The 22,372-nt window shown below is 74.1% G+C and carries 20 protein-coding genes; 6 read left to right on the top strand and 14 right to left on the bottom strand.

What is annotated here, in order from left to right:
- Positions 1 to 440: 440 nt before the first annotated feature.
- The gene (locus ACFXHB_RS32995; protein ID WP_380578558.1) at positions 441 to 1,445 is read right to left on the bottom strand and encodes a stage II sporulation protein M; all 1,005 of its coding nucleotides are present in this window, start codon (positions 1,443 to 1,445) and stop codon (positions 441 to 443) included.
- 227 nt (positions 1,446 to 1,672) lie between these two features.
- Here ACFXHB_RS32995 and ACFXHB_RS32990 point away from each other — a divergent pair, with 227 nt between their 5' ends.
- A complete protein-coding gene (locus ACFXHB_RS32990; RefSeq protein ID WP_380578556.1) occupies positions 1,673 to 2,677 on the top strand; it encodes an RDD family protein in 1,005 nt (334 codons plus the stop codon).
- Between the two features lie 43 nt (positions 2,678 to 2,720).
- Here the strand turns inward: ACFXHB_RS32990 and ACFXHB_RS32985 are convergent, their stop codons facing one another.
- From ACFXHB_RS32985 to ACFXHB_RS32955, 7 genes are all read right to left on the bottom strand, one after another.
- Complete coding sequence (locus tag ACFXHB_RS32985; RefSeq protein ID WP_380578552.1) at positions 2,721 to 3,359, bottom strand: hypothetical protein; 639 nt, start codon at positions 3,357 to 3,359, stop codon at positions 2,721 to 2,723.
- Positions 3,360 to 3,531: 172 nt separating this feature from the next.
- Positions 3,532 to 4,980 carry an adenosylhomocysteinase gene (ahcY, locus tag ACFXHB_RS32980; protein WP_380578550.1) on the bottom strand — a complete coding sequence of 483 codons (1,449 nt, stop codon included), beginning with the start codon at positions 4,978 to 4,980 and terminating at the stop codon, positions 3,532 to 3,534.
- Positions 4,981 to 5,300: 320 nt separating this feature from the next.
- Positions 5,301 to 6,275 carry a cation diffusion facilitator family transporter gene (locus tag ACFXHB_RS32975; protein WP_380578547.1) on the bottom strand — a complete coding sequence of 325 codons (975 nt, stop codon included), beginning with the start codon at positions 6,273 to 6,275 and terminating at the stop codon, positions 5,301 to 5,303.
- A 132-nt stretch (positions 6,276 to 6,407) separates the two neighbouring features.
- Positions 6,408 to 7,658, bottom strand: coding sequence for an SIS domain-containing protein (locus ACFXHB_RS32970; protein ID WP_380578545.1), 1,251 nt, complete (start codon positions 7,656 to 7,658; stop codon positions 6,408 to 6,410).
- An 83-nt stretch (positions 7,659 to 7,741) separates the two neighbouring features.
- Positions 7,742 to 7,924, bottom strand: coding sequence for a Trm112 family protein (locus ACFXHB_RS32965; protein ID WP_329487918.1), 183 nt, complete (start codon positions 7,922 to 7,924; stop codon positions 7,742 to 7,744).
- A 125-nt stretch (positions 7,925 to 8,049) separates the two neighbouring features.
- The gene (locus ACFXHB_RS32960) at positions 8,050 to 9,435 is read right to left on the bottom strand and encodes a phosphomannomutase/phosphoglucomutase (protein WP_380578543.1); all 1,386 of its coding nucleotides are present in this window, start codon (positions 9,433 to 9,435) and stop codon (positions 8,050 to 8,052) included.
- Between the two features lie 163 nt (positions 9,436 to 9,598).
- The gene (locus ACFXHB_RS32955; protein ID WP_360192635.1) at positions 9,599 to 9,964 is read right to left on the bottom strand and encodes a DUF3499 domain-containing protein; all 366 of its coding nucleotides are present in this window, start codon (positions 9,962 to 9,964) and stop codon (positions 9,599 to 9,601) included.
- A 162-nt stretch (positions 9,965 to 10,126) separates the two neighbouring features.
- Between ACFXHB_RS32955 and ACFXHB_RS32950 the strand changes: the two genes are divergently transcribed.
- A complete protein-coding gene (locus tag ACFXHB_RS32950; protein ID WP_380578541.1) occupies positions 10,127 to 10,579 on the top strand; it encodes a metallopeptidase family protein in 453 nt (150 codons plus the stop codon).
- Positions 10,580 to 10,641: 62 nt separating this feature from the next.
- Here the strand turns inward: ACFXHB_RS32950 and ACFXHB_RS32945 are convergent, their stop codons facing one another.
- From ACFXHB_RS32945 to ACFXHB_RS32935, 3 genes are all read right to left on the bottom strand, one after another.
- A complete protein-coding gene (locus ACFXHB_RS32945) occupies positions 10,642 to 12,384 on the bottom strand; it encodes a DUF5719 family protein (protein WP_380578539.1) in 1,743 nt (580 codons plus the stop codon).
- A gap of 6 nt (positions 12,385 to 12,390) precedes the next feature.
- Entirely contained in the window at positions 12,391 to 16,254 is a 3,864-nt protein-coding gene (locus ACFXHB_RS32940; protein WP_380578537.1) for a glycosyltransferase family 2 protein, read from the bottom strand.
- 226 nt (positions 16,255 to 16,480) lie between these two features.
- Positions 16,481 to 16,753, bottom strand: coding sequence for a WhiB family transcriptional regulator (locus tag ACFXHB_RS32935; protein WP_148644569.1), 273 nt, complete (start codon positions 16,751 to 16,753; stop codon positions 16,481 to 16,483).
- Positions 16,754 to 17,471: 718 nt separating this feature from the next.
- Between ACFXHB_RS32935 and ACFXHB_RS32930 the strand changes: the two genes are divergently transcribed.
- From ACFXHB_RS32930 to ACFXHB_RS32920, 3 genes are all read left to right on the top strand, one after another.
- Positions 17,472 to 17,987: a cysteine dioxygenase gene (locus ACFXHB_RS32930; RefSeq protein WP_380578561.1), complete on the top strand. Its 516-nt coding sequence runs from the start codon at positions 17,472 to 17,474 to the stop codon at positions 17,985 to 17,987.
- 66 nt (positions 17,988 to 18,053) lie between these two features.
- Positions 18,054 to 19,013, top strand: coding sequence for a 2-phospho-L-lactate transferase (cofD, locus tag ACFXHB_RS32925; RefSeq protein ID WP_380578534.1), 960 nt, complete (start codon positions 18,054 to 18,056; stop codon positions 19,011 to 19,013).
- A complete protein-coding gene (locus ACFXHB_RS32920) occupies positions 19,010 to 20,302 on the top strand; it encodes a coenzyme F420-0:L-glutamate ligase (protein ID WP_380578532.1) in 1,293 nt (430 codons plus the stop codon). Before cofD ends, ACFXHB_RS32920 begins: the two co-directional genes overlap by 4 nt.
- Before the next feature lie 3 nt (positions 20,303 to 20,305).
- Here ACFXHB_RS32920 and ACFXHB_RS32915 read toward each other — a convergent pair whose 3' ends face one another.
- From ACFXHB_RS32915 to ACFXHB_RS32905, 3 genes are read right to left on the bottom strand one after another with little or no spacing between them, the layout of a single operon-like run.
- A complete protein-coding gene (locus ACFXHB_RS32915; protein ID WP_380578530.1) occupies positions 20,306 to 20,575 on the bottom strand; it encodes a type II toxin-antitoxin system RelE/ParE family toxin in 270 nt (89 codons plus the stop codon).
- Positions 20,572 to 20,844: a type II toxin-antitoxin system Phd/YefM family antitoxin gene (locus ACFXHB_RS32910; RefSeq protein ID WP_380578528.1), complete on the bottom strand. Its 273-nt coding sequence runs from the start codon at positions 20,842 to 20,844 to the stop codon at positions 20,572 to 20,574. The genes ACFXHB_RS32915 and ACFXHB_RS32910 overlap by 4 nt, the downstream gene beginning before the upstream one ends.
- A gap of 44 nt (positions 20,845 to 20,888) precedes the next feature.
- Positions 20,889 to 21,869: a DNA-3-methyladenine glycosylase family protein gene (locus tag ACFXHB_RS32905; protein ID WP_380578526.1), complete on the bottom strand. Its 981-nt coding sequence runs from the start codon at positions 21,867 to 21,869 to the stop codon at positions 20,889 to 20,891.
- 6 nt (positions 21,870 to 21,875) lie between these two features.
- Between ACFXHB_RS32905 and ACFXHB_RS32900 the strand changes: the two genes are divergently transcribed.
- Positions 21,876 to 22,367: an SgcJ/EcaC family oxidoreductase gene (locus tag ACFXHB_RS32900; protein ID WP_380578524.1), complete on the top strand. Its 492-nt coding sequence runs from the start codon at positions 21,876 to 21,878 to the stop codon at positions 22,365 to 22,367.
- Positions 22,368 to 22,372: the final 5 nt, after the last annotated feature.

Below are 22,372 nucleotides of genomic sequence, written 5' to 3'. Positions count from 1 at the left end.
CGGGGATGTCAACATATCTGGCGTTGACTTTTGGCACGCTGTTGAGTTCTCAAGGAACGGACACTTCCTTCGGACCGCCTTCCAGCGGGCCCTCCGGGCGCTTCGTTCTTTCGTGTTCCCAGCTTATCAGATCCTCGCGGCCGTTCTTACCGGCGCTTGTTTCTCTGAATTCCCGCTGGGGGGATTTCCTTCGACTTCGCTCCGAAGCTTATCAAAGCCTTCAGTGTGCTCAGTTCCAGGGGGTTCACCTTGTCGAAGGGCGCGCACTTCGTGAAATGCGGTCACCCTGATTCGGCGGTGTCGTAGACACTAACGCCTCGGACCGGATGGCGTCCAACCAGTCCCAACCGTTGAAACCTACTAGCCCAGTCGTGCCACGTCAATGGTTTGACCGGGATGCGAGAAGAGTAGCAGGTCAGAGGCCTGTCGATCACACCGGCTCACGCCGCGACCGGCTGAAGGTCCGCCCGATCGGTGGCATCCAGATCGCCGGTCTCGCCGCTTGCGGCGGCCTTGCGGCCCAGCACCAGGGCATAGAACAGGAAGGCGACCTCGGCCAGCACCCCAATGCCGATACGGGCCCAGGTGGGCAGGCCGGAGGGGGTCACGAAGGCTTCCAGGACACCGGAGACCGCCAGCACCGTCGCCAGGCCGATGGCCATACCGATGATGCTCCGTCCCTGTTCCGCGAGGGCGGTCCCACGGGTCCGGGGACCGGGGTCGATGATCGTCCACCCGAGGCGCAGGCCCAGCCCGCCGGCGACGAAGACGGCGGTCAGTTCCAGCAGGCCGTGCGGAATGAGCAGCCCGAGGAAGATGTCGAGCCGGCCGGCCGAGGCCATCAGGCCGACCCCGAGTCCGAGGTTGAGGACGTTGCCCCACAGCACGAAGAGCACGGGAATGCCCAGCGCGACACCGAACAGCAGGCACTGCACCGCGATCCAGGCGTTGTTCGTCCAGACCTGGGCCGCGAACGAACTCGCGGGGCGATCCGAGTAGTACGCCTCGTACTGGCCTCCGGGCCTGGTCATCTCGCGGAGCGTCTCCGGCGTGGCCAGGCTGTTGCGCACCTCCGGGTGGGTGGCCACCCACCACGCGATCACGGCGGTGGCGAGCAGGGAGAGGACGGCGACCGGCAGCCACCACCGGCGCGAGCGGTAGAGCGCGGCCGGGAAGCTCACCGCGTAGTAGCGCGCGACGTCCCGCCAGCCGCTGCTGCGGGTCCCCGTGACGGCGTCCCGGGACCGGGAGACCAGGCTGGTGAGCCGCCCCTCCAACGTCGGGTCCGGCGCAGCGGCCTGGACCTTGGCCAGATGGCCGGTGACGCGCTGGTAGAGGGTGACCAGCTCGTCCGCCTCCTCGCCGGTGAGCCGGCGGTTCCTGGCGAGGGCGTCCAGCCGTGCCCACTCCCCCTGGTGGGTGGCGACGAAGACGTCCAGGTCCATGCGGCAGCTCCATGGTCGGCGCGGGGCGCGGGCAGGCGGGTGCGGACAGGTGGGCCCAGCATGCCAGGGAGGGACCGGGCTCGGGCCGTCGGGACCTCCCTTCCCGTGCGGGTCCGCGGCCCCGTATGTTGACGACTGCAGATCACGGGGTCGTGGGGGCCGATCCGACGGCCGTCCCTCCCCGCGCATCGCGGACCATGAATCACCGACGGGAACGGACGGGTGTCTTGAGCGACCTGGTGACGGGCGAGGCGGTCGTCCTCGGCCTGCGCACGGCGAAGCTTCCGAGCCGGGCGCTGGCGACCGGGCTGGACCTGCTGGTGCAGGGCGCCGCGCTGGTGGTGTCCGCCCTGGTGCTGAGTTTCGCCCTCGTCGACCTCGACGGCGCGGCCCTCGCCGCCGTGATGCTCGGGCTGATGGTGTTCTTCCTGGTGGCCCTGCCCGTCATGATCGAGACCCTCACCCGCGGGCGCTCGCTCGGGAAGACCGCGCTGGGCCTGCGGGTGGTGCGCAGCGACGGCGGGCCGGTGCGGTTCCGCCACTCGTTGGTGCGCGGGCTGGTCGGCTTCTTCGAGATCATCGTGCTGAGCGGCGTGCCGGCGGCGATCTGCTCGGCGGTGTCCCCGGACGGCAAGCGGCTGGGCGACGTCTTCGCGGGGACGCTGGTGGTCCGCGAGCGCGTGCCCGGTGGCGGTGGGACGGCGAACGCGTTGCCGCCGGTGCATCCGCAGTTGCTGCAGGCGATCGGCGGCGAGCTGGTCGCGCTGGACCTGTCCGCCGTGCCGGAGCCGCTCTGGTTGGCGATCCGCCAGTTGCTCGGCCGGATCGGCCAGCTGGACCCGGCGGTGGCGCACCAGATGTCCGCCCGCCTCGCCGACGACCTCGCCGCCCGCACCGGGCACGCCGTCCCGTACGGGCTGCACCCGGCGGCGTACCTCGGCGCGGTGCTGACCGAGCGCCAGCGGCGGGAGTGGACCAGGGCCCAGGGTTACGGACAGCAGCACCTCGCGCAGCCGTACCCCCAGACGCAGCCGTATCCCCTGGCGCAGCCGCTGCCACCGGTCGCGGGCCCGCCGGCCCCCGCCGCACCGGCGCCGCCCGGAACCCCCGCGCCCTCGGCCGCCCCCGCCCCCGCTTCCGCACTCCCCACCACGCCCCCGGCTCCGGCTCCGGCCCAGCCGGCCCCCGCCCCGCAGCCGGCCCCCGGCACCGGATTCGCCCCGCCCGCCTGACCGGCCCGCAGACCGGTCGACCGACGACCGACCCGCCGACCCGCTAGCGACCGTCGAACTCGACGGGCCAGGCGTTCGGCGGCGACTCCAGCTCCTCCAGCTCCACCCCCGCGGCGGCCAGCACCACGTCCCCGGCGAGGTGCACCACCTGCTGCTCGCCCGTCTCCAGGTCCGCCACCTGGTAGCGCTCGACCAGCAGTGGCCCCGAGTCCGTCGCGTGCGTCTCCACAGCCTCCAGCAGCCAGCCCTGGTCGAAGGTGCGCGGCGCCAGCACCGGCTCGGTGAAGGCGACCAGCCGCACCTTCGCGCTCGCCCCCTCCCGCAGTCGCAGCAACCGGGCGGTGGCGACCAGGAAGGCCGGCGAGCGCCCGGCGAACCCGTGTGCCCGGTCGTGGCCCTCCACCGCGTGCTCCCCGGCCGGGTCGGCCGCGTCGGTGCGGACCCAGGCCACCCCGTCGACCGCCCCGCCGCGGACCTGCCAGCCTCCCGCCCGCAGCTCGGTCCGCAGCGGCCGGGCCCGCGAGTCCAGCGTCAGGTCGACCGTGCCGAGCACCTGCCCCTCGGGCCCGTACGTCTTGGAGACGTACCGCCAGCCGGCCGGCCCGGGTGCGCAGCTGAAGCGCTCCTCGCCGAGCAGGAGGTGGTCGTGGGTGTCGTGGAGCGAGTACCGGCCGTTGGGCATGCCCGAGAGCCTACGTGGACGATCGCGACCGTCCGGCACACACCGTTCGGTCCGGGTGGCCGCACGAGAAGGGGACCGCACGAGAAGGGCGGCGGCGCCGCCGGTACGACGGAGTCGGGGCAGCGGGTTTCACCGAGTACGCGGCCCGCCCGGCCACGGCCGTGTCACCGGATCAGTAGCGGTACTGGTCCGCCTTGTACGGGCCCTCGACCGGGACGCCGATGTAGTCGGCCTGGTCCTTGCTGAGGGTGGTCAGCTTCACGCCCAGCGCGTCGAGGTGCAGGCGGGCGACCTTCTCGTCCAGGTGCTTCGGCAGCACGTAGACGCCGATCGGGTACTGCTCGGTCTTCGTGAACAGCTCGATCTGCGCGATCGTCTGGTTGGCGAAGGAGTTGGACATCACGAACGACGGGTGGCCGGTCGCGTTGCCCAGGTTCAGCAGGCGGCCCTCGGAGAGGACGATGATGGTGCGGCCGTCCTCCTTGCGCCACTCGTGGACCTGCGGCTTGACCTCGGTCTTCACGACACCCGGCAGCTGGGCCAGGCCGGCCATGTCGATCTCGTTGTCGAAGTGGCCGATGTTGCCGACGATGGCCTGGTGCTTCATCCGGGCCATGTGCGAGGCCATGATGATGTCCTTGTTGCCGGTCGTCGTGATGAAGATGTCGGCCGACTCGACGACGTCCTCCAGGGTCGCGACCTGGTAGCCGTCCATCGCCGCCTGCAGCGCGCAGATCGGGTCGATCTCGGTGACGATGACGCGGGCGCCCTGGCCGCGGAGCGACTCGGCGCAGCCCTTGCCCACGTCGCCGTAGCCGGCGACGACGGCGACCTTGCCGCCGATCAGCACGTCGGTGGCACGGTTGATGCCGTCGATCAGCGAGTGGCGGCAGCCGTACTTGTTGTCGAACTTCGACTTGGTGACCGAGTCGTTGACGTTGATCGCCGGGAACAGCAGGTTGCCGTCACGGTGCATCTCGTACAGGCGGTGGACACCGGTGGTGGTCTCCTCGGTCACGCCCTTGATGGTGGCGGCGACCTCGGTCCACTTGTTCGGGGTCTCGACCAGGGTGCGGTTGAGCAGCTCCAGGATGATCCGGAACTCGTCGTTGTCCGCGGTCGACGGGTCCGGCGCGGCACCGGCCTTCTCGAACTCGACGCCCTTGTGGATCAGCAGGGTGGCGTCACCGCCGTCGTCCAGGATCATGTTCGGGGTCTGGCCGTTCGGCCAGGTCAGCGCCTGCTCGGTGCACCACCAGTACTCGTCCAGCGTCTCGCCCTTCCAGGCGAAGACCGGCACGCCCTGCGGGTTCTCCGGGGTGCCCTCCGGGCCGACCGCGATGGCGGCGGCGGCGTGGTCCTGGGTGGAGAAGATGTTGCAGGAGCACCAGCGGACCTCGGCGCCGAGAGCCGTGAGGGTCTCGATCAGCACGGCGGTCTGCACGGTCATGTGCAGCGAGCCGGTGATCCGGGCACCGGCCAGCGGCTGCGAGGCCGCGTACTCGGCGCGGATGGACATCAGGCCGGGCATCTCGTGCTCGGCCAGCTGGATCTCCTTGCGGCCGAACGGCGCCAGGGAAAGGTCGGCGACCTTGAAGTCACCGGTGATGTCGGTCGACATGCGTCTGCTCCTCGCTGATGGGGGTGGGGCACGGCCAAAAGTCCTGGGTGTGCGTCGCGGCACGGCCGAGGCCGCACGGGTGCGCGGCAACGCCGGGGCCACCGGGTCCGCGGAGGGACCGGCTCCCTGCTGCTCAGCACAAACCGTCGGAGGACCTCTCTCCCTCGACCGGCACGCGTCCACGGGGGACGGGTCGCCGATCGACCGCCATCAGCAGCGACGTTCTGGCTCTGGTGACGAATCTACACCGGCGGGCCCCTGGGGCGGCTCGGTATGACCGTTTTTCGGCCTGCCGGCCCGGGCGGGCGGCAGGCCGGCGGTCAGTGCGCGCCCGGCACCGGTCCGCCGGGAGTGGCGTAGGGGTCGTCGCCCAGCGCCTCCTTGTCGGCGCTGTACACGTCGGGCTCCAGGTAGATCGCCCGGGCGATCGGGACGGCCCGGCGGACCCGGGCCTCGGCGGCGTCGATGGCCTGCGCCACCTGCGCCGCGGTGTCCTCCGCGTTGACCGCGATCTTGGCGGCGACCAGCAGCTCCTCCGGGCCGAGGTGCAGGGTCCGCATGTGGATCACCCGGGTGACGGAGTCGTGGTCGACCAGGGCGTCGCGGATCTCGGCCACCACCTCCTGGTGGGCGGACTCGCCGATCAGCAGCGACCTGGTCTCCGAGGCCAGCACCAGGGCGATCACGATCAGCAGCAGGCCGATCGCCAGGGTGCCGACGCCGTCCCAGACGCCGTTCCCGGTGATCACGGTCAGGCCGACGCCGAAGAGCGCCAGCACCAGGCCGATCAGCGCACCGGTGTCCTCCAGCAGGACGACCGGCAGCTCCGGTGCCTTGGCCCGGCGGATGTAGGCGGCCCAGCCGTGCGTGCCCTTGTCCTTGACGGCCTCGCGGTAGGCGGTGAAGAAGGACCAGGCCTCCAGGCCGATCGCCATCACCAGCACGCCGATCGGCCAGTACCAGTTGTCCAGCTCGTGCGGGTGGGCGATCTTCTCGTAGCCCTCGTAGACGGCGAACATGCCGCCGACGCTGAACAGCACGATGGAGACCAGGAAGGCGTAGATGTAACGCTCGCGCCCGTAGCCGAACGGGTGCTCGGGGGTGGCCACCCGCTGCGAGCGCTTGCCGCCGACCAGCAGCAGCACCTGGTTGCCGGAGTCGGCCAGCGAGTGGACACCCTCGGCCAGCATCGAGGAGGAGCCGGAGAACGCGAAGGCCACGAACTTGCTGACCGCGATGCCCAGGTTCGCGGTGAGGGCCGCGACCAGGGCCTTGGTACCGCCTTCGGTGCTCATGCTCGGGTGGATCCCTCCGCCGGGGGCCGTTCACGCGGCCCGCGCTCTGCTCTGTCGAGTGCCGTCTCTGTCGAGTTCCGCCTCGGTCGAGTTCTGTCGAGCGCATACGGTACCGGGCCGCCGTGTCGCGGCTCAGGACTGCGCCGCGAGCCCCAGGTAGACCGCGGCGAAGTCGGTCAGCGCGATCAGGTCGGCCAGCGCGTGCAGGGGGTCGGGCCGGGTGCTGGCGTACTCGGTGAGCCGGACGTCGTGGGCGGCGGCCAGCCGGTGCGCCCGGGTCGTCGCCCAGCCGCGCGGACGCTCGTCGTCGGCCGGCACCTCGGCCGGCCCCGGGTCCTCCTCGCCGGCGGCCGCCCCGGCCGGGAGGTGCCGCAGCACCAGCACCTGCAGGTGCAGCGGATCCGGCTCGTCGACCCGGTCGCGGAAGAAGTCGTCGGGGTCGGCGCCGCCGCCGAGCTGGCCGGCGAACATGCCGCGGTGCGCGGTCAGCACCTGCGGCAGCAGCCCGGCCGGCGCCGGGCGGCCGGCCCGCTCGGCGAGCTGGGCGGCGAACCGGGCCACCGCCGCCCCGGCCACCGGGCCCTCGGCCCAGAGCAGCGGAACGGTACCGGCCAGCCGGGCGGCCAGGCTCTTGGCGGGGTTGGTGTACGCGGCGGCGTCCGGCCGGCAGCGCACGGCGGCCTCGTCCAGCAGGTCGGCGGTGGCGGCCGGCGCGTCGTAGGGCAGCTGGGTGACGCCGAGCTTCTGCGCCAGGGCGAGCAGCGGGGTGAGGTGCGCCCAGAGCGCGGCCGGGTCCTCGGCCGGGAGGTCCGGCTCGGCGGCCGGCCCGGCCGGGGGCGTGCCGTCGTCGGGCAGGTTCGACGGCACGTAGGGCAGCGGGAGCGCGCGCACCTGGAGGGCGGCCTCGGCCAGCCGGCTGCCGACGGGGGCGGTCACCACGATGGCGCAGCCGCGCGCGTAGGCCTGCTCGGCGAGGGCCACCAGGCCCTGCTCGCCGCCGTCGGCGGAGCTGATCACCAGCAGGTCGAGCGGTCCGGCCCAGCCGGGCAGCTGCCAGGCCAGTCCGGCGGTGAACACCGGCGGCGCCGAGGCCCGGTCGGTCCGCGGCACGGGGGCGGCGTCGGTGGGCGGCAGCGGGGCGACCAGGCTGGCGGTGCCGGCCAGCGCGGCGAGGATCTCGCCCGCCGTCAGCGCGCTGCCGTGGCCCGCCACCAGTACCGAGCGCGGGCGGCCGTCGGGGCGCAGCCGCTCCACGCCGGCCGCGTCGGCGAGCCGCAGCGCGGTGCGCACGCGCGCGCCGGCCCCGGCCAGGGCCAGCAGGGCGCGGTCGTGGTCGGCGCGCTGGAGGGCGGCCGGGTCGTCGAGCAGGGTGTCGTCGAGCATGCGGCGGGCCTCCGGCTGCTGGCTGGGCGCTGCGAGGGCGGGTCCGTCCGGGTCCGCCCCCCTGCGGGTCTTGGCCCCAAGGATCAGGCCGGGCGGCGGGCCTCGTCCACCAGCAGCACCGGAATGCCGTCCCGGACGGGGTAGGCGAGGCCGCAGCCCTCACCGGTGCAGAGCAGCTCGGGGTGCTCCTCGCTGCCGCCTTCGGTGAGCGCGGCCCGGCACTGCGGGCAGACCAGGATCTCCAGCAGGAAGGATTCGAGCTTCATGGGGTGTCGGGCTCCAGATCTCGGGGGTGGCACGGCGGTGCCCCGGCCAGGAGGAAACCCTACCGGCCGGGGCACGGGCGGCGTGTGTCAGGCGCGTGCCGCGGGGGGCGTGCGTCGGGCTGGTGTCAGCCGCGGACGACGGCGAGCACGCCGTCGCGCAGCTCCGCCATCCTGGCCGGGTCCTTGGCCTCGACGTTGAGGCGCAGCAGCGGCTCCGTGTTGGAGGCGCGCAGGTTGAACCACCAGTCGGGCCCGGCCACGGTGAGGCCGTCCAGCTCGTCCACGGTGGTGCCCTCCAGGCCCGCGTACGCGGCCCGGACGGCGGCGGAGCGGCCCGCCTGGTCGGCGACGGTGCTGTTGATCTCGCCGGAGGCGGCGTAGCGGTCGTACTCCGCGGTGAGGGCGGACAGCGTGCCGTCCTGCCCACCGAGGGCGGCCAGCACGTGCAGCGCGGCCAGCATGCCGGTGTCGGCCCGCCAGAAGTCGCGGAAGTAGTAGTGCGCGGAGTGCTCGCCGCCGAAGACCGCGTCGGTGACGGCCATCTCCTGCTTGATGAAGGAGTGGCCGACCCGGGTGCGGACCGGCTTGGCGCCGAGCTCCCGGACCACCTCGGGCACGGTCCAGGAGGTGATCAGGTTGTGGATGACGGTCGGCTCGTCCTCACCGGCGGCCTTGGCCCGGGCGACCTCGCGGACCGCGACCAGCGCGGTGATCGCGGACGGGGAGACCGGCTCGCCGCGCTCGTCCACGACGAAGCAGCGGTCCGCGTCGCCGTCGAAGGCGAGGCCGAGGTCGGCGCCGACCTCGCGGACCCTGGCCTGCAGGTCGACGATGTTCTTCGGGTCGAGCGGGTTGGCCTCGTGGTTGGGGAAGGTGCCGTCCAGCTCGAAGTACATCGGGACGAGCTCGATCGGCAGGCCGTCGAAGACGGTCGGCACGGTGTGGCCGCCCATCCCGTTGCCGGCGTCGACGACGACCTTGAGCGGCCGGATCGTGGTCAGGTCGACCAGGCCGAGCAGGTGGTCGGCGTAGCCGCGCAGGGTCTCCTGGGCGGATAGCTCGCCGGGCTTGACGTCCACCGCGGGCACGGTGACGGTGTCGTCCTGCGCGGTCCAGGACTCGACCAGCTCGCGGATGTCGGCGAGGCCGGTGTCCTGGCCGACCGGCGCGGCGCCGGCCCGGCAGAGCTTGATGCCGTTGTACTGCGCCGGGTTGTGGCTGGCGGTGAACATCGCGCCGGGCAGGTCGAGCTTGCCGCTGGCGTAGTACAGCTGGTCGGTCGAGCAGAGGCCGATCTCGACCACGTCCGAGCCGTACGCGGCGGCGCCCTCGGCGAAGGCCCGGCTCAGCGACGGGGAGGACGGCCGCATGTCGTGGCCGACCACGATCGCGGACGCTCCGGTGACCCGCACGAACGCGGCGCCGAAGGCGCGCGCGAGGCTCTCGTCCCACTGGTCCGGGACGACGCCTCGAACGTCGTACGCCTTCACGAGCTGCTTGAGGTCGCGCACTGCGGCTCCACCCTGGTCTCTGCTTGATCGATGTGCTTCCGGGAGCGGCTGGCCGCCCCCGGGTCACGCTGTGTCGGTGCACCGCGCCGACGGACGGGCGGTAGACCGGCAGCGTACCGGGGTCGGGCGAAGCCCCCGTGCGCGGTGCGGGCGGGGGCGGCCGTCAGTTGTCGGGCGAGCGCAGCACGCGCAGGTGGCCGCGGCGGCCGGCCTCGGTGGACTCCCCCTCGGGCCCGCGGCCCTGACGGGGGGTCTGCGGGCGGGCGGCCTCGCGGACGGCGTTGGCGAGCGCTTCGAGGTCGTCGCTGCTGCGGCGCAGCGGGCCCGCCTCGGCGGCGAGCCGGACGACCTCCCAGCCGCGCGGGGCGGTGAGGCGCTCGGCGTGCTCGGCGCACAGGTCGTAGCAGTGCGGCTCGGCGTAGGTCGCGAGCGGGCCCAGGACCGCGGTGGAGTCCGCGTAGACGTACGTCAGCGTCGCGACGGCCGGTCGGCCGCACGCGGTCCGCGAACAACGACGTACAGAGCTCACGAGGGTGGACGGTACCGCACTCCTCGCCGGGGAGCGAAGACCGCCTGTCCGGAGGGCGTGCCGTGTCGCGGTCCGCGCGCCCGTCCGTGCACCCGCCGCCCGGGCCATTCGCCGTCGGAGTGGTCCACTTCCGACCGTCCAAGGACTACCCTCGGCAGTGATATGGACAGCTCTGTACCGCAGTCATCGACGGGACCTTCGCGCCGCCCGCGCCACCGCGACCGGCACGGCAGGGGTCTGCGCGGCCCGCTGGCGCCCCCGCAGGTACCGATCTCGCTCACCCGCTCCGAGTTGTTCGACGACTACGTGCGCGAGTCGGTGGAGCGTCTTGAACGACGTTGGCCGCAGTTGATCGAAGTGGAGTTCGCCGTTCAGGAGGTCCCGCTGCACGAGGCGCAGGGATCTGACGCGGACGGCGGGGTGCCGCTGGGGCGGGTGTCACCGGGCCGGCAGGGGCGCAAGAGCCAGATCGTCGTGTACCGCCGGCCGGTGGAGATCCGGGCGAAGTCGCGGGAGGACCGCGCGGCCCTGGTGCACGAGATCCTGATCGAGCAGGTGGCGGAGCTGCTGGGGCTCTCGCCGGACGCCATCGACCCGCGCTACGACGAGGAGTGACACCACGACGAAGGGGCGGTACCCGGTGCCGGGTACCGCCCCTTCGTCACGTCCGCGCGGCGTCAGCGGAGCACGACGCCCTGGTCCTGGGCGGCCCGCGGGACCTTGACGCTGCTGTGGTCGTCGCGCAGCGCCTGGACGGTGAACATCGGCACGTCCTTGGTCGTGATCGCCAGCATCCGGGCGGCCACGACGGGTCCGCCGGAGACGGTCTCCACGGTCAGCGCGAAGCTGCCGTTCAGCCCGGTGGGCTCGGGGGCCGGGAGGGCCACCGTGCCACCGGCCGGCAGCTGGACCTCCTTGCTGGTCGGGGTGCCGCCGCCGGTGCCGGCCGAGGCGGTGACCCGGACCGTGGCGGCCTCGCCGGTGGAGGTGAGGAAGAGCGTCGACGGGCCCCCGCCGCGGTTGTCGGCCACCGTGGCGCGGGCGCCGACCGGGGCGGTACCGGTCAGCCACGCCGCGTCGGACTTGCCGTTCGATCCGGCGCGGTCGATCCGCAGGCCGGCCACGACCGGGGTGGGGTGCTTGTCGTCGCTGGGAGAGAGCCGCAGGCCGGCCACCTCGTCGCGGGTGACCTTGCCGAGGTCGACGGCGGCCACCATGCCGGCCTTGACGTGGATGGACTCGTTGCCGGCCGGGGTGAACCAGCCGTTCTTGCCGGAGAGCTCGATCTTCAGGTCGGCGTCGTCCTCCGGCGGCGCCCAGACCACCAGGCGGGCGGCGGCGGTGTCGGCGGGCAGTCCGGGGAGCACCTGGGTGGCCGCCGGGGCGGCCGAGGAGGGCACCCAGTCGGCGCCCTTGCTCCCGTCGGCGGCGTGCAGGGCGGCACCGACCCGGCCGCTCCGGGCCACCACGTGCACCGCGAGGTCGGCGACCTGGCCCTTGCTGATGGTGGGCAGCAGGACGGACTGCGAGCTGCCGGGGGCGACGGTGATGCCGTTGGCGGCGTCGTTGTCGATCAGGCCCTTGTCGCCGTACAGCTTGATGTCGACCACGGCGGCGGTGGCCTCGGTGTTGACCAGGCTGACGTAGTCGGTGCGGTCGCCCGCGGTGCTGGCGCCGGCGAACCAGAAGCCGGTCCCGGCCGGGGCGCAGGTGAGACCGGAGAGGCCCAGGCCGCGCTGCTCGGTGACGGTGGTGGTCTGGGTGACGGTGAAACCGGGCGCGAGGGCACCGGTGGCGACCGCTCCGGCGCCGGGGGCGTTGTCGCTGTTGGCGGCGGGGGCGACCACCGGGGTGCCGGGCTTGGCCAGGGTCAGCCGCGCGTCGGCCGGCGCGCCGCCCTTGTCGGCGGCGGGCGCGCCGGTCGCGGCGGGCGCCGGTGCCGAGGGGGCGGCCGAGGGTGCCGCGGTCGGCGCGGTGGCGGGCGCCGCCGCGTCGGCCACCCAGCCGGCCCCGGCGGCGGCGTCGCCACCGCTGCCGGGCGGGGTGTAGGCGGTGATGACGGTCGAGCCGGTCAGACCCTGGAGCGGCTGCGGGCAGACCGCGGCGGTCCGCTCGACCTGCGCCGAGGTCGCCGCACCCCCCTGGTCCGCGGCGGCCGGGGTGGCCGGCGGGCGCTGCCAGGCGACCCCGAACACCACGGCGAGCACGGCGGCCGCGGCCAGCAGCGACTGGGTCGTCTTCGTCCCTCCGGACGACCCGGACGACCCGGACGACCCGGACGACCCGGACGACCCGGACGACCTGGTGGTCCTGGAGGTCCTGGAGGTCCTGGTGGGACCGGCCGGGTCGAACGCGGCCTCGTCCGTCGCCCCGGCGCCGGCCGGGCCCTTGGACTTCTTCGAGAAGGCGGGCTTCTTCATCGCGGGTCAGCTCCCCGATCCGTGGTGGTGCGGGTACCGGCCGGGCCCGTTGGGGTCGGTGGGGTCGTTCGGGTCGTAGTAGGGCTCGCCCTGCGGCTGGCCCGGCACCCACGGCTGCTGCCCGTCCTGCTGGTAGGGGTCGTAGCCGCCGTACTGCTGGTCCTGCTGGTACTGCTCGTAGCCCGGCCCCCCGCCCTGCGGGTAGCCCTGCTGCTGGTAGCCGTCGGAGCCGTACTCCTGGCCGCCGCCGTACGGTGCGGCGGCCGGCTGCTGCGCCGGGTAGGCGCCGTAGCTGTACGGGTCGGCCTGCTGGTAGGTCTGGTACGGGTCGGCGTACGGCTCGGCGTCCTGGACGGCCGCGGCCGCCTGGACCGCCTGGACCGGCGGATCACCGACGGGCTGCTGCGGGATCGTGCCCGGCAGGCCCTCGTACACCCCGCCGTCGCCGTCCCCGCCGTCCTCGCCGCCCTCGCCGCGTTCGGCCATCCGGCGGGCCCGGCGGCTGCCGGGAGCGGGCGCCTGCGCCTGGGCGGCGGCGGCCAGCGCGGCGGCGGCGACCACCTCCTCGGGCAGGTCGTCGTCCTTGTGGTTGCGGCGACCGGGCAGGGCCAGCACCAGGACGGTCAGGCCGAGCAGCAGCTGGACCCAGGTCCAGCCGGTGTGCAGCAGGCCGTCCTCGCGGGTGACCACCAGCTTGCCGGCGCCGGCCGGGAGCTTGAAGCCCTGTGCCCAGCCGTCGACGGTGGTGGCCTCCAGCGCCTTGCCGTCCAGGGTGGCCCGCCACTCGGGGGCGGCCGCCTCGGCGAGGCGCAGCACCCGGCCCTCGGGGCCGGCCGGGACGGTGGTGGAGACGTCGCGCTCGCCGGAGGGGACCACCACGGGGGTGGCGCCGGGGGCGGTGATCAGGACGCGGGTCGCCGGGGTGCCGTTGACCTGCCAGAGGGCGGCGCCGCCGTCCTGGTTGGCCTTGACCAGGCCCGGGGTGGTGTCCAGGACGTCCTTGAAGGCGCCGATCAGCGGCTGGTCGACCAGGACGTAGGCGATCCCGTAGCCGGACAGGGCCACCGCCTGGTCGGCGCCGGAGCCGGCCAGCAGGCTGCCGACCACCTTGTTCAGGCGGTCGGTGGTGCCGGTGGCCGGGTCCACGGTGGACTCGGCCTGGCCGAGCGTCAGGCCGGCGCCGCGCACCAGGGTGTAGCGGACCGATCCGCCCTTCGGGTCGCCGGTGACGACCAGGGTGCGGGACCGGTCGGTGGTGCCGGCCTCCTCGGCGATGAACGCGGGCACCTGGGCGGCCGGGGCCCGGTGCAGCGGGCCGTCGGCTCCGGTCACGGCCCACCAGACGCCGGTGCCCAGCGGGGCGAGCACCGCGGCGGCCACCACCAGGGCGGCGACCGGCTGGCGCCAGCCGAAGGCGATGCCGGCCACCCGGGCGTTGGCGCCGTCGGCGCCGATCGCGGCGGCGGCCAGCAGGGCGATGCCGGCGAGCAGCGAGGCCGGGCCGGCCCACGCGGGAACGGCCGGGCCGCCGGAGTCGGGGGTCGCCGAGGTGCCCGCCACCACGACGGTGAAGACCAGGCCGGCGCCGGCCGCGCCCCAGGCCGCGAGCACCGCGCGGCGGCGGTCGGCGCGCAGCAGGGCGGCCAGCGCGGCGAGCACCACGCCCGCCGACAGCCAGACCGGGGGCACACCGGCGCCGCCCGGGTTGACCAGGAGCAGGCCGACCGCGCTCGCGCCGCCGCCGTGCAGACCGGGCAGACCGGCCTCCAGCAGCAGCCGCTGGGGGTGCGCGAGCACCTGCAGCGACCAGGGCGCGAGCACCAGCACCGGGACGGCGAGGATCACCAGCACGCGCAGCCCGAGCAGCCGCAGCGCGGCGCCGCCGGAGCCGAACGCCCCACCGCGCACCACGGCCGCGGCGAGCATGGCCAGGCAGAGCGGCACCGCCAGTGCCCACGCCAGCGGCACGAAGGCGGTGGCGAGGGTGAGCAGCAGGACCGTCATCCAGACCGGGCGCCAACCGGGCCGGGCGCCCTTGGCGGCGCTCTCGGCGCGGATGCCGAGGCCGGCGGAGATCGCGGCCGCGCGGGCCAGCGGCGGCAGCAGCACTGCGAGGACGGCGGTGCCGATCCGGCCCTGGGCGAGCGCGCCGGTGGCCGCGGGCAGCAGGGCGTAGGTGGCGCTGGCCCAGGCGCGGACCAGCTTGGAGTCGAGCAGCGGCCGGGAGACCAGGTAGGCGCTGACGGCGGCGAGCGGCACCGCGAGCACGACCAGCAGGGTGACCGCGAGGTCGGCGTGGTCGAACAGCGCCCAGGAGAGCACCGACAGCACCGCGAGGTACGGCGGCGCGGCCGCGGTGGAACCGGTGCCGACGGGGTGCCAGGCGTCCGCGTACATCGACCAGAGGCCGCCGGCGCCGTCGGTGGCGGGCAGCAGGGCGCCGCCGAAGAGGCTGCCGCCGCCGAACAGGCCGCGGCAGGCGACCAGGGCGAAGACCAGCAGGGCGGCGAACAGGACCGGCGCCGGGCGCCGGGCCAGCTTCTTGATCAGGGTGAACTGCTCGACGACCAGGTCCTCGGAGTCCTCGTCCCCCGGACCGGCCTCGACCGAGCCGTGCCGGCCGGCTCCGGAGTCGTCGCCGCCCCCTATGCCGAGCGAGCCGATCACGCCTTCGACGGCGAGCCGGGCGGTGGCTCCGGGGGCCGGGAAGAGCGTGCGGTCGTCCAGGGCGTCGGCGGCGCGCTGTCGGGCCCGGCGTTTGCGGGCGGCGAGCAGCCGGGGCAGCCGGATCAGTTCGTGGCCGAGACCGGCGAGTTCGTCGAAGGCCTGTTTGGGGTCCTTGCCGAGCAGGTTGGTGACCACCCGCAGCAGGGTGCCGAGGATCAGCCGCAGCAGGACGTAGGGGAACAGCACGCCCTTGGAGTTGGCGAGCAGGGTGTAGACGGCGCCGGCCTTGTCCAGCCGGTGCGGGTGGGAGGCGCCGCAGTCGATCGCGCGGCGCTCGCGGCTGGCCGCCTCGGCGTGCCGCAGCACGGCGTCGGGGGCGACCACGACGCGGTGGCCGGCGGCGTTGACCCGCCAGCAGAAGTCGGTGTCGTCGCGCATCAGCGGCAGGGCCCGGTCGAAGCCGCCGAGCTCCTCGAAGACGTCGCGGCGAACCAGCATGCCGGCGGTGGAGACGGCGAGCACCGGGCGGACCTGGTCGTGCTGGCCCTGGTCCTGCTCGCGGCGGTCGAGGCCGGTCCAGCGGCGGCCGGAGCGGGCGATGGTGACGCCCACCTCCAGCAGCTGGCGGCGGTCGTACCAGCTGCGCAGCTTGGGGCCGACGACGGCGGCGCTGGGGGTGGAGTCGGCGACCTGGAGCAGCCGGCGCAGCGCGTCGGTCTGCGGCTCGCAGTCGTCGTGCAGCAGCCAGAGCCACTCGACCGGCTGGGTCTCGCGGGGGCCGCCGCGGCCGAGGTCGTCCTCGTGGCCCAGCGGGTCGCCGAAGTCGTCCCAGCCGCCGGTGACCGGGTCGTAGCCCGAGGGGTCGAGCCGGTAGGGGAGGTCCTCGGGGCGCAGCGGCGGGCTGTTGAAGACGGCCTCGCCGACGGCGGTGCCGAAGCCAGCGCGGCGGCCGAGGACGATCGGGCCGCCCTCCGGGAGCCAGTCGGCGAGGGTGTCGGCGAGCAACTGCGGGGAGCTGTCGGTGGAGCCGGTGTCGACGGCGAGCACCCGCTGGACCTGGCGGTCCTGGCCGAGCAGGCCGGCGAGGGCCTGCGGCAGCCAGCGGGCCCCGTCGTGCGAGACGATCACCGCGGTGACCAGGTGGCGCGGATAGGCGGGCGGCCTGGCAGCGGTGAAGCCGCTCTGGTGGCTGTAGACGGTCATCGAGTGCGCGGGCCCCAGTTCTCGGTGGACACAGCCGGTGAACGGCAACCGGATGGCGCACCACACTAACGGCTCCGGATGGCGGCGCCGCCCGCGGGCCGTGGAGGAGCTGTGCGCACCGGGCCGCGCAAGGGCCCGGGAACACGGAAGCGCCCCACCGTCGCGGTGAGGCGCCCGTCGAGCTGTGCGGTTGTCGGAGGGTCAGCGGGGTCAGGGGCCGACCCGGTCAGACCGCGCTCTTCTTGAGCCGGCGGCGCTCGCGCTCGGAGAGACCGCCCCAGATGCCGAACCGCTCGTCGTTGGCGAGGGCGTACTCCAGGCACTCGGAACGGACCTCACAGGCGAGGCAGACCTTCTTGGCCTCGCGGGTGGAGCCGCCCTTCTCCGGGAAGAAGGACTCGGGGTCGGTCTGGGCGCACAGCGCGCGCTCCTGCCAACCGAGTTCCTCTTCCTCCTCCTCGATGCCGTCACCGATCAACAGCTCAAAGAGCTCGCTCATGTGGCGCGCCTCCTCTGCCCCTATTTGGCGTCCCCGTGGTTGCCGTTGCCTCGTGCGGCGGACGACACGAGTGAAATTACAGTTGCGTCACTCTGGCCCAGTCAAGCCGAGCTCTGGTATTGGGGCCAGGATTCACTCCCCGGCACCAAGCCGTTACGAATAGTGTACATATACGGACACATCGGACTTACCGTCCGGATCCCGTCGAACCCTTCGCAACCAGCCACCGTGTGACGAGCGGTCATCGCCACAGGTCGGTCATCGGCCTGCCTTCCCGGCGATCTTCCCATCGAAACATAGAGGGTGATTTATCACCCCATTGGGTAGTTCATGGGCTATCCCGCCCGAATGCCCCGGCTCCGGAGTTGACACCGCCCCGCCGGATGCGGTCTCCTTTCCTCCATGTCAGAGTTCGCCAGCCCCCGGAGCGGTTCCACGCTCCGCCGTGCCGTGAACTCCTGTTGTCGCCTCTGTCCCTGTATCTAGGCGCCCGCCGTCCCACCGCGCGCCGCCCAGGAAGCACAGAGGCCGCCCGCGATTCCCGCCCCAGGACATCCCGGATCCGGCTGATCCCCGTCGAAGCAGCCGTACTCCGAGGACGACTCCCGTGCGCATCAACCGCATCCGCAAGCGGAACCGCGACCGCAACAAGCTCGCCCGCCGAGGCCTGGCGCCCACCGCCCCTCCCCCGGCACCCGCCCGCCGCTGGGCCGACGGCCTGAGCGACGTCTCCATCGCCGGCGACCCGCTGGCCTTCCCGCACCTGGCCCGCACCGACCTGCCCGGCCACCCCACCACCGTCGCCGGCCACGCCCGGCTGGTCCGCGAGATCGCCGCCGACCGGGCCCGCTGGGAGCCGCTGGTCCGCTACGACGCGCTCACCCGCTGGTACGCCCGGCTGGAGACCGGCCCCGGCTACGAGGTCTGGCTGCTCAGCTGGCTGCCCGGCCAGAGCAGCGGCTTCCACGACCACGGCGTGTCCTCCGGGGTGATGACCGTCGTCCAGGGCGAGCTGATCGAGCGCTCCCTCACGCACGCCGGCGAGGGCGCCCGCACGCTGCGCCCCGGCGGGCAGCGGGTGTTCTCCTCCGGCTACCTGCACGAGGTGGTCAACGGCGCGCTGGAACCCGCCGTCTCCATCCACCTCTACACGCCGGGCCTGACCGAGATGAACCGGTACGGCGGCACCACCGTCCCCGAGCAGCACCCGCAGGAGCAGGCCGAGGCGCACTGACGACGGCCCGCCGGGCGGCTCGGCGAACCGGGCTGACGGCCAGTCGGGCCGTGGCAGGATGGGCGTATGCGCATCGTGGCACTGGCAGGCGGAATCGGTGGAGCGCGCTTCCTGCGCGGACTCAAGGAGGCCCTCGGCCCGCAGGACGAGATCACCGTCATCGGCAACACCGGCGACGACATCCACCTCTACGGCCTGAAGGTCTGCCCCGACCTCGACACCGTGATGTACACCCTCGGCGGCGGCATCAACGAGGAGCAGGGCTGGGGCCGGACCGACGAGACCTGGTCGATCAAGGCCGAGATGAAGGAGTACGGCGTCGGGCCCGAGTGGTTCGGGCTCGGCGACCGCGACTTCGCCACCCACCTCGTCCGCAGCCAGATGCTCACCGCCGGGTACACCCTGAGCCAGGTCACCGAGGCGCTCTGCGTGCGGTGGCGGCCGGGCGTGCGGCTGCTGCCGATGAGCGACGACCGGGTCGAGACGCACGTGCGGATCACGGACGCGGACGGCACCCGGGCGATCCACTTCCAGGAGTACTGGGTCAAGCTGCACGCCGCCGTCGACGCCGAGGCGATCGTCCCGGTCGGCGCGGACACCGCCAAGCCCGCGCCCGGCGTGCTGGAGGCCATCGCGGCCGCCGACGTCATCCTGTTCCCGCCGTCCAACCCGGTGGTCTCGATCGGCACCATCCTCGCCGTGCCCGGCATCCGGGCCGCGGTGGCCGCCGCCCCGGCGCCGGTGGTCGGGCTCTCCCCGATCATCGGCGGGGCGCCGGTGCGCGGCATGGCCGACAAGGTGCTGGCCGCCGTCGGGGTCGAGGCCACCGCGGAGGCGGTCGCCCTGGACTACGGCGCCGAACTCCTCGACGGCTGGCTGGTGGACACCGCCGACGAGGCCTCGGTCGCCGCGGTCGAGGCCGGCGGGATCGCCTGCCGGGCCGTCCCGCTGCTGATGACGGACGTCGCGGCCACCGCCGAGATGGCCCGGGCCGCGCTGGCGCTCGCCGAGCTGGTGCGGGCGTGAGCCTGTCCGTCCTGCCCGTCACGGGCCTGCCGGAGATCGACGCCGACTCCGACCTCCCCGCGCTGATCGCCAAGGCCGGCACGTACCAGGACGGCGACATCCTGGTCGTCACCTCGAAGATCGTCAGCAAGGCCGAGGGACGGGTGCTCCGGGCCGCCGACCGCGAGGCCGCGATCGACGCCGAGACCGTCCGGTTGATCGCCCGGCGCGGCCCGATCCGGATCGTCGAGAACCGCAACGGCCTGGTGATGGCCGCCGCCGGGGTGGACGCCTCCAACACCGCCCCCGGCACCGTGCTGCTGCTGCCGGAGGACCCGGACGCCTCCGCCCGCGCGCTGCGGGCCCGCCTCCAGCAGCTCACCGGGGTCCGGCTGGCCGTCGTCGTCACCGACACCTTCGGCCGGCCCTGGCGCAACGGCCTCACCGACGTCGCGATCGGCGCCGCCGGCCTGCCCGCCCTGGAGGACCACCGGGGCCGCACGGACAGCCACGGCAACGAACTGGCGATGACCGTCACCGCCACCGCCGACGAGCTCGCCGCCGCCGCCGACCTGGTCAAGGGCAAGGCCACCGGCACCCCGGTCGCGGTGGTCCGGGGCCTCGGCCACCTGGTCACCGCCGAGGACGGCGAGGGCGGCCGGGCACTGGTGCGCCCCGCCGCCGACGACATGTTCCGGCTCGGCACCTCCGAGGCGGTCCGGCAGGCCGTCACGCTGCGGCGCACCATCCGCGCGTTCACCCCCGAGCCGGTCGACCCGGGCGCCGTCCGCCGCGCCGTCGCCGCCGCCGTCACCGCGCCCGCCCCGCACCACACCACGCCCTGGCGGTTCGTCCTGCTGGAGTCGGCCGAGGTCCGCACCCGGCTGCTGGACGCGATGCTCGCCGCCTGGCAGCGCGACCTGCGCGAGCTCGACGGCTGGGACGACGCCCGGATCGCCCGGCGCACCGCCCGCGGCGACGTCCTGCGCGACGCGCCCTACCTGGTCGTCCCCTGCCTGGTGATGGACGGCTCGCACGACTACCCCGACGCGCGCCGCGCCGCCGCCGAACGCGAGATGTTCACCGTCGCCATCGGCGCCGCCGTGCAGAACCTGCTGGTCACCCTGGCCGGCGAGGGCTACGGCACGGCCTGGGTCTCCTCCACGATGTTCTGCCGCGACACCGTGCGCGCGGCACTCGACCTGCCGGCCGGCTGGGACCCGATGGGCGCCGTCGCGGTCGGCCGCCCGGCCGAGCCGCCGCGCGACCGCCCGGCCCGCGGCGCGGAGGCCTTCGTCGAGGTGCGGTAGGGGTCAGTACCGGCGGTACACGTCACGGCGGTTGCCGACACTGACCACGAGAATGACCATCACGTCGCCCTGTACTTCGTAGATCACACGGTAGTCACCGACCCTCAGCCGGTAGAGACCGTCGTACCCGGTCAGCTTCTTCACGCTGGGACCGTCGGCGAACGGGTCATCGCCGAGTTCCGTGAGCGCGCTGAGGATCCTGAGTGCCAACGCCTGCCCGATCGCCCGCAACTGGCGCTGGGCGTGGGTCGTGAACCGAAAGGCGTACTTCACGCGGCACTCCCGGCCGCGCCGGGCGGGGACGCGAAGAGGTCGGCCAGCAGCTCGGCCATGCTGACCGTCGGATCCGCCCGATGCTGCTCAGCCTCCCGGGCCGCCAACTCGTCCGCGGCCTCCTCTATGGCGTCGAGGATCTCGATCGGGACCACGGCACCGACCCGTTCCCCCTTGCGCGTGATGACGGTGATCTCTCCGGCCTCGGCCTTGGTCACGACGTCGGCGAGGTGGGCGCGGGCTTCACGGATACTCAGCGATTCGGCCATGCACCGAGCGTACACCTCATGGTGTACACCACGACCTCCTTTCCTCACCGCCCCCGGTGGTCGTTGGGGGCCAGCCGGGGGCCGTAGCGCGGGGCTCGGGCGCCGGCGGTCAGCAGCAGGCGGCAGAGGCGGTACCGGTGCGGGCGGTAGGGCTCCAGCAGGGCCAGCATCCGCGCGTCGTCACTGCGGGGGCGGCCGGCCAGGGCCCAGCCGACCAGGTCGGGGAGGTGGTAGTCGCCGACCGAGACCGCGTCCGGGTCTCCGTTGCTGCGCTGGAGGGTCTCGGCGGCCGTCCAGACGCCGATGCCGGGGACGGCGGTGAGGCGGGCGAACGCGTCGGCGTGGTCCATCGCCGATGCCTCCTCCAGCCGGGCGGCCAGCCGGACGGCGCGCAGCACGGTGGCGGAGCGTTTCGGGTCGACGCCCGCGCGGTGCCACTCCCAGCTGGGCACCCGCGCCCACTCACGGGCCGCCGGGGCCACCCGCATGCCCTCGGCCGGGCCGGGGGCCGGGGTGCCGAAGTCGCGCAGCAGGATCCGCCAGGCCCGGTAGGCCTCGTCCGTGGTGACCTTCTGTTCCAGGATCGCGGGCACCAGCGACTCCAGCACCAGCCCGGTACGGGTGAGCCGGACCCCGGCCGCGGCCCGCTGGGCCTCCCGCAGCGGGCCGGGCGGCAGCACCAGGCCGGCCGGGTCGTCCTCGGCGCCCAGCAGCGTGGGCAGCCGCTCCAGCAGCCACGGCGCGCCCGGGCCCCAGGCCCGTGCCTCGACCGCGCCGTCGGCCGTCCGGGCCGCCACCCGCAGGGTGCCGATGCCGGCCGGTGTGCGGGAGGCCCGCCAGACCGCGCCGTCGCCGGTGGTCCGGTAGGCCGGGTCCGCGGGGCCGCGCCGCAGCGGCAGCAGCGTGCGGGCCACGTCGAGCGGGAAGTCCGGGCGCCAGCGGCGTACCAGCGCACCGGTCGCGGCCTCGTCCGTCACCGCCCTGCGCCTCCTCCGCTGTCCGGCTCCACCGCCTTCGCCGACCATGGGGGTATGAACGATACGCGGCTGCCGGAGCTGTCCCCCGCGGACGAGGGCGCGGTGCGGGCGCTCTACCACCGGGCACTGGACGGCTGGAACCTGCGGGACGGCGCGGCGTGCGCCGGGCCGTTCGCCGAGGACGGGGAGATGATCGGATTCGACGGGACCAGATACGCCGGGCGGTCGGTGATCGCCGCCGAACTGGGGCGGATCTTCACGGACCACGCCACCCCCGAGTACGTCGCCCGGGTGCGGCGGGTCCGGACGCTCGGACCGGGGGTGGCCGTGCTGGACGCCGTCGCGGGCCTGGTGCCGGAGGACGCCGAGGACCTCGACCCGGGGCTCAACGCCCTGCAGACGGTGATCGCCGTCAACCCGGGCGCGGGCTGGCGGATCGCACTGCTGCAGAACACCCCGGCCCGGTACGACCTGCGCCCGGACCTCGCCCGGGAGCTGACCGCCGAGCTGCGGGCACTGATCCCCCGGGGGCCGGGGCCCGTCTAGGTCCG

Source organism: Kitasatospora sp. NPDC059327 (assembly GCF_042752535.1).
Classification (GTDB): Bacteria; Actinomycetota; Actinomycetes; order Streptomycetales; family Streptomycetaceae; genus Kitasatospora.
The sequence above is the reverse complement of the archived record's forward strand: the minus strand, read 5'-3'. Positions and strand labels throughout refer to the sequence as shown.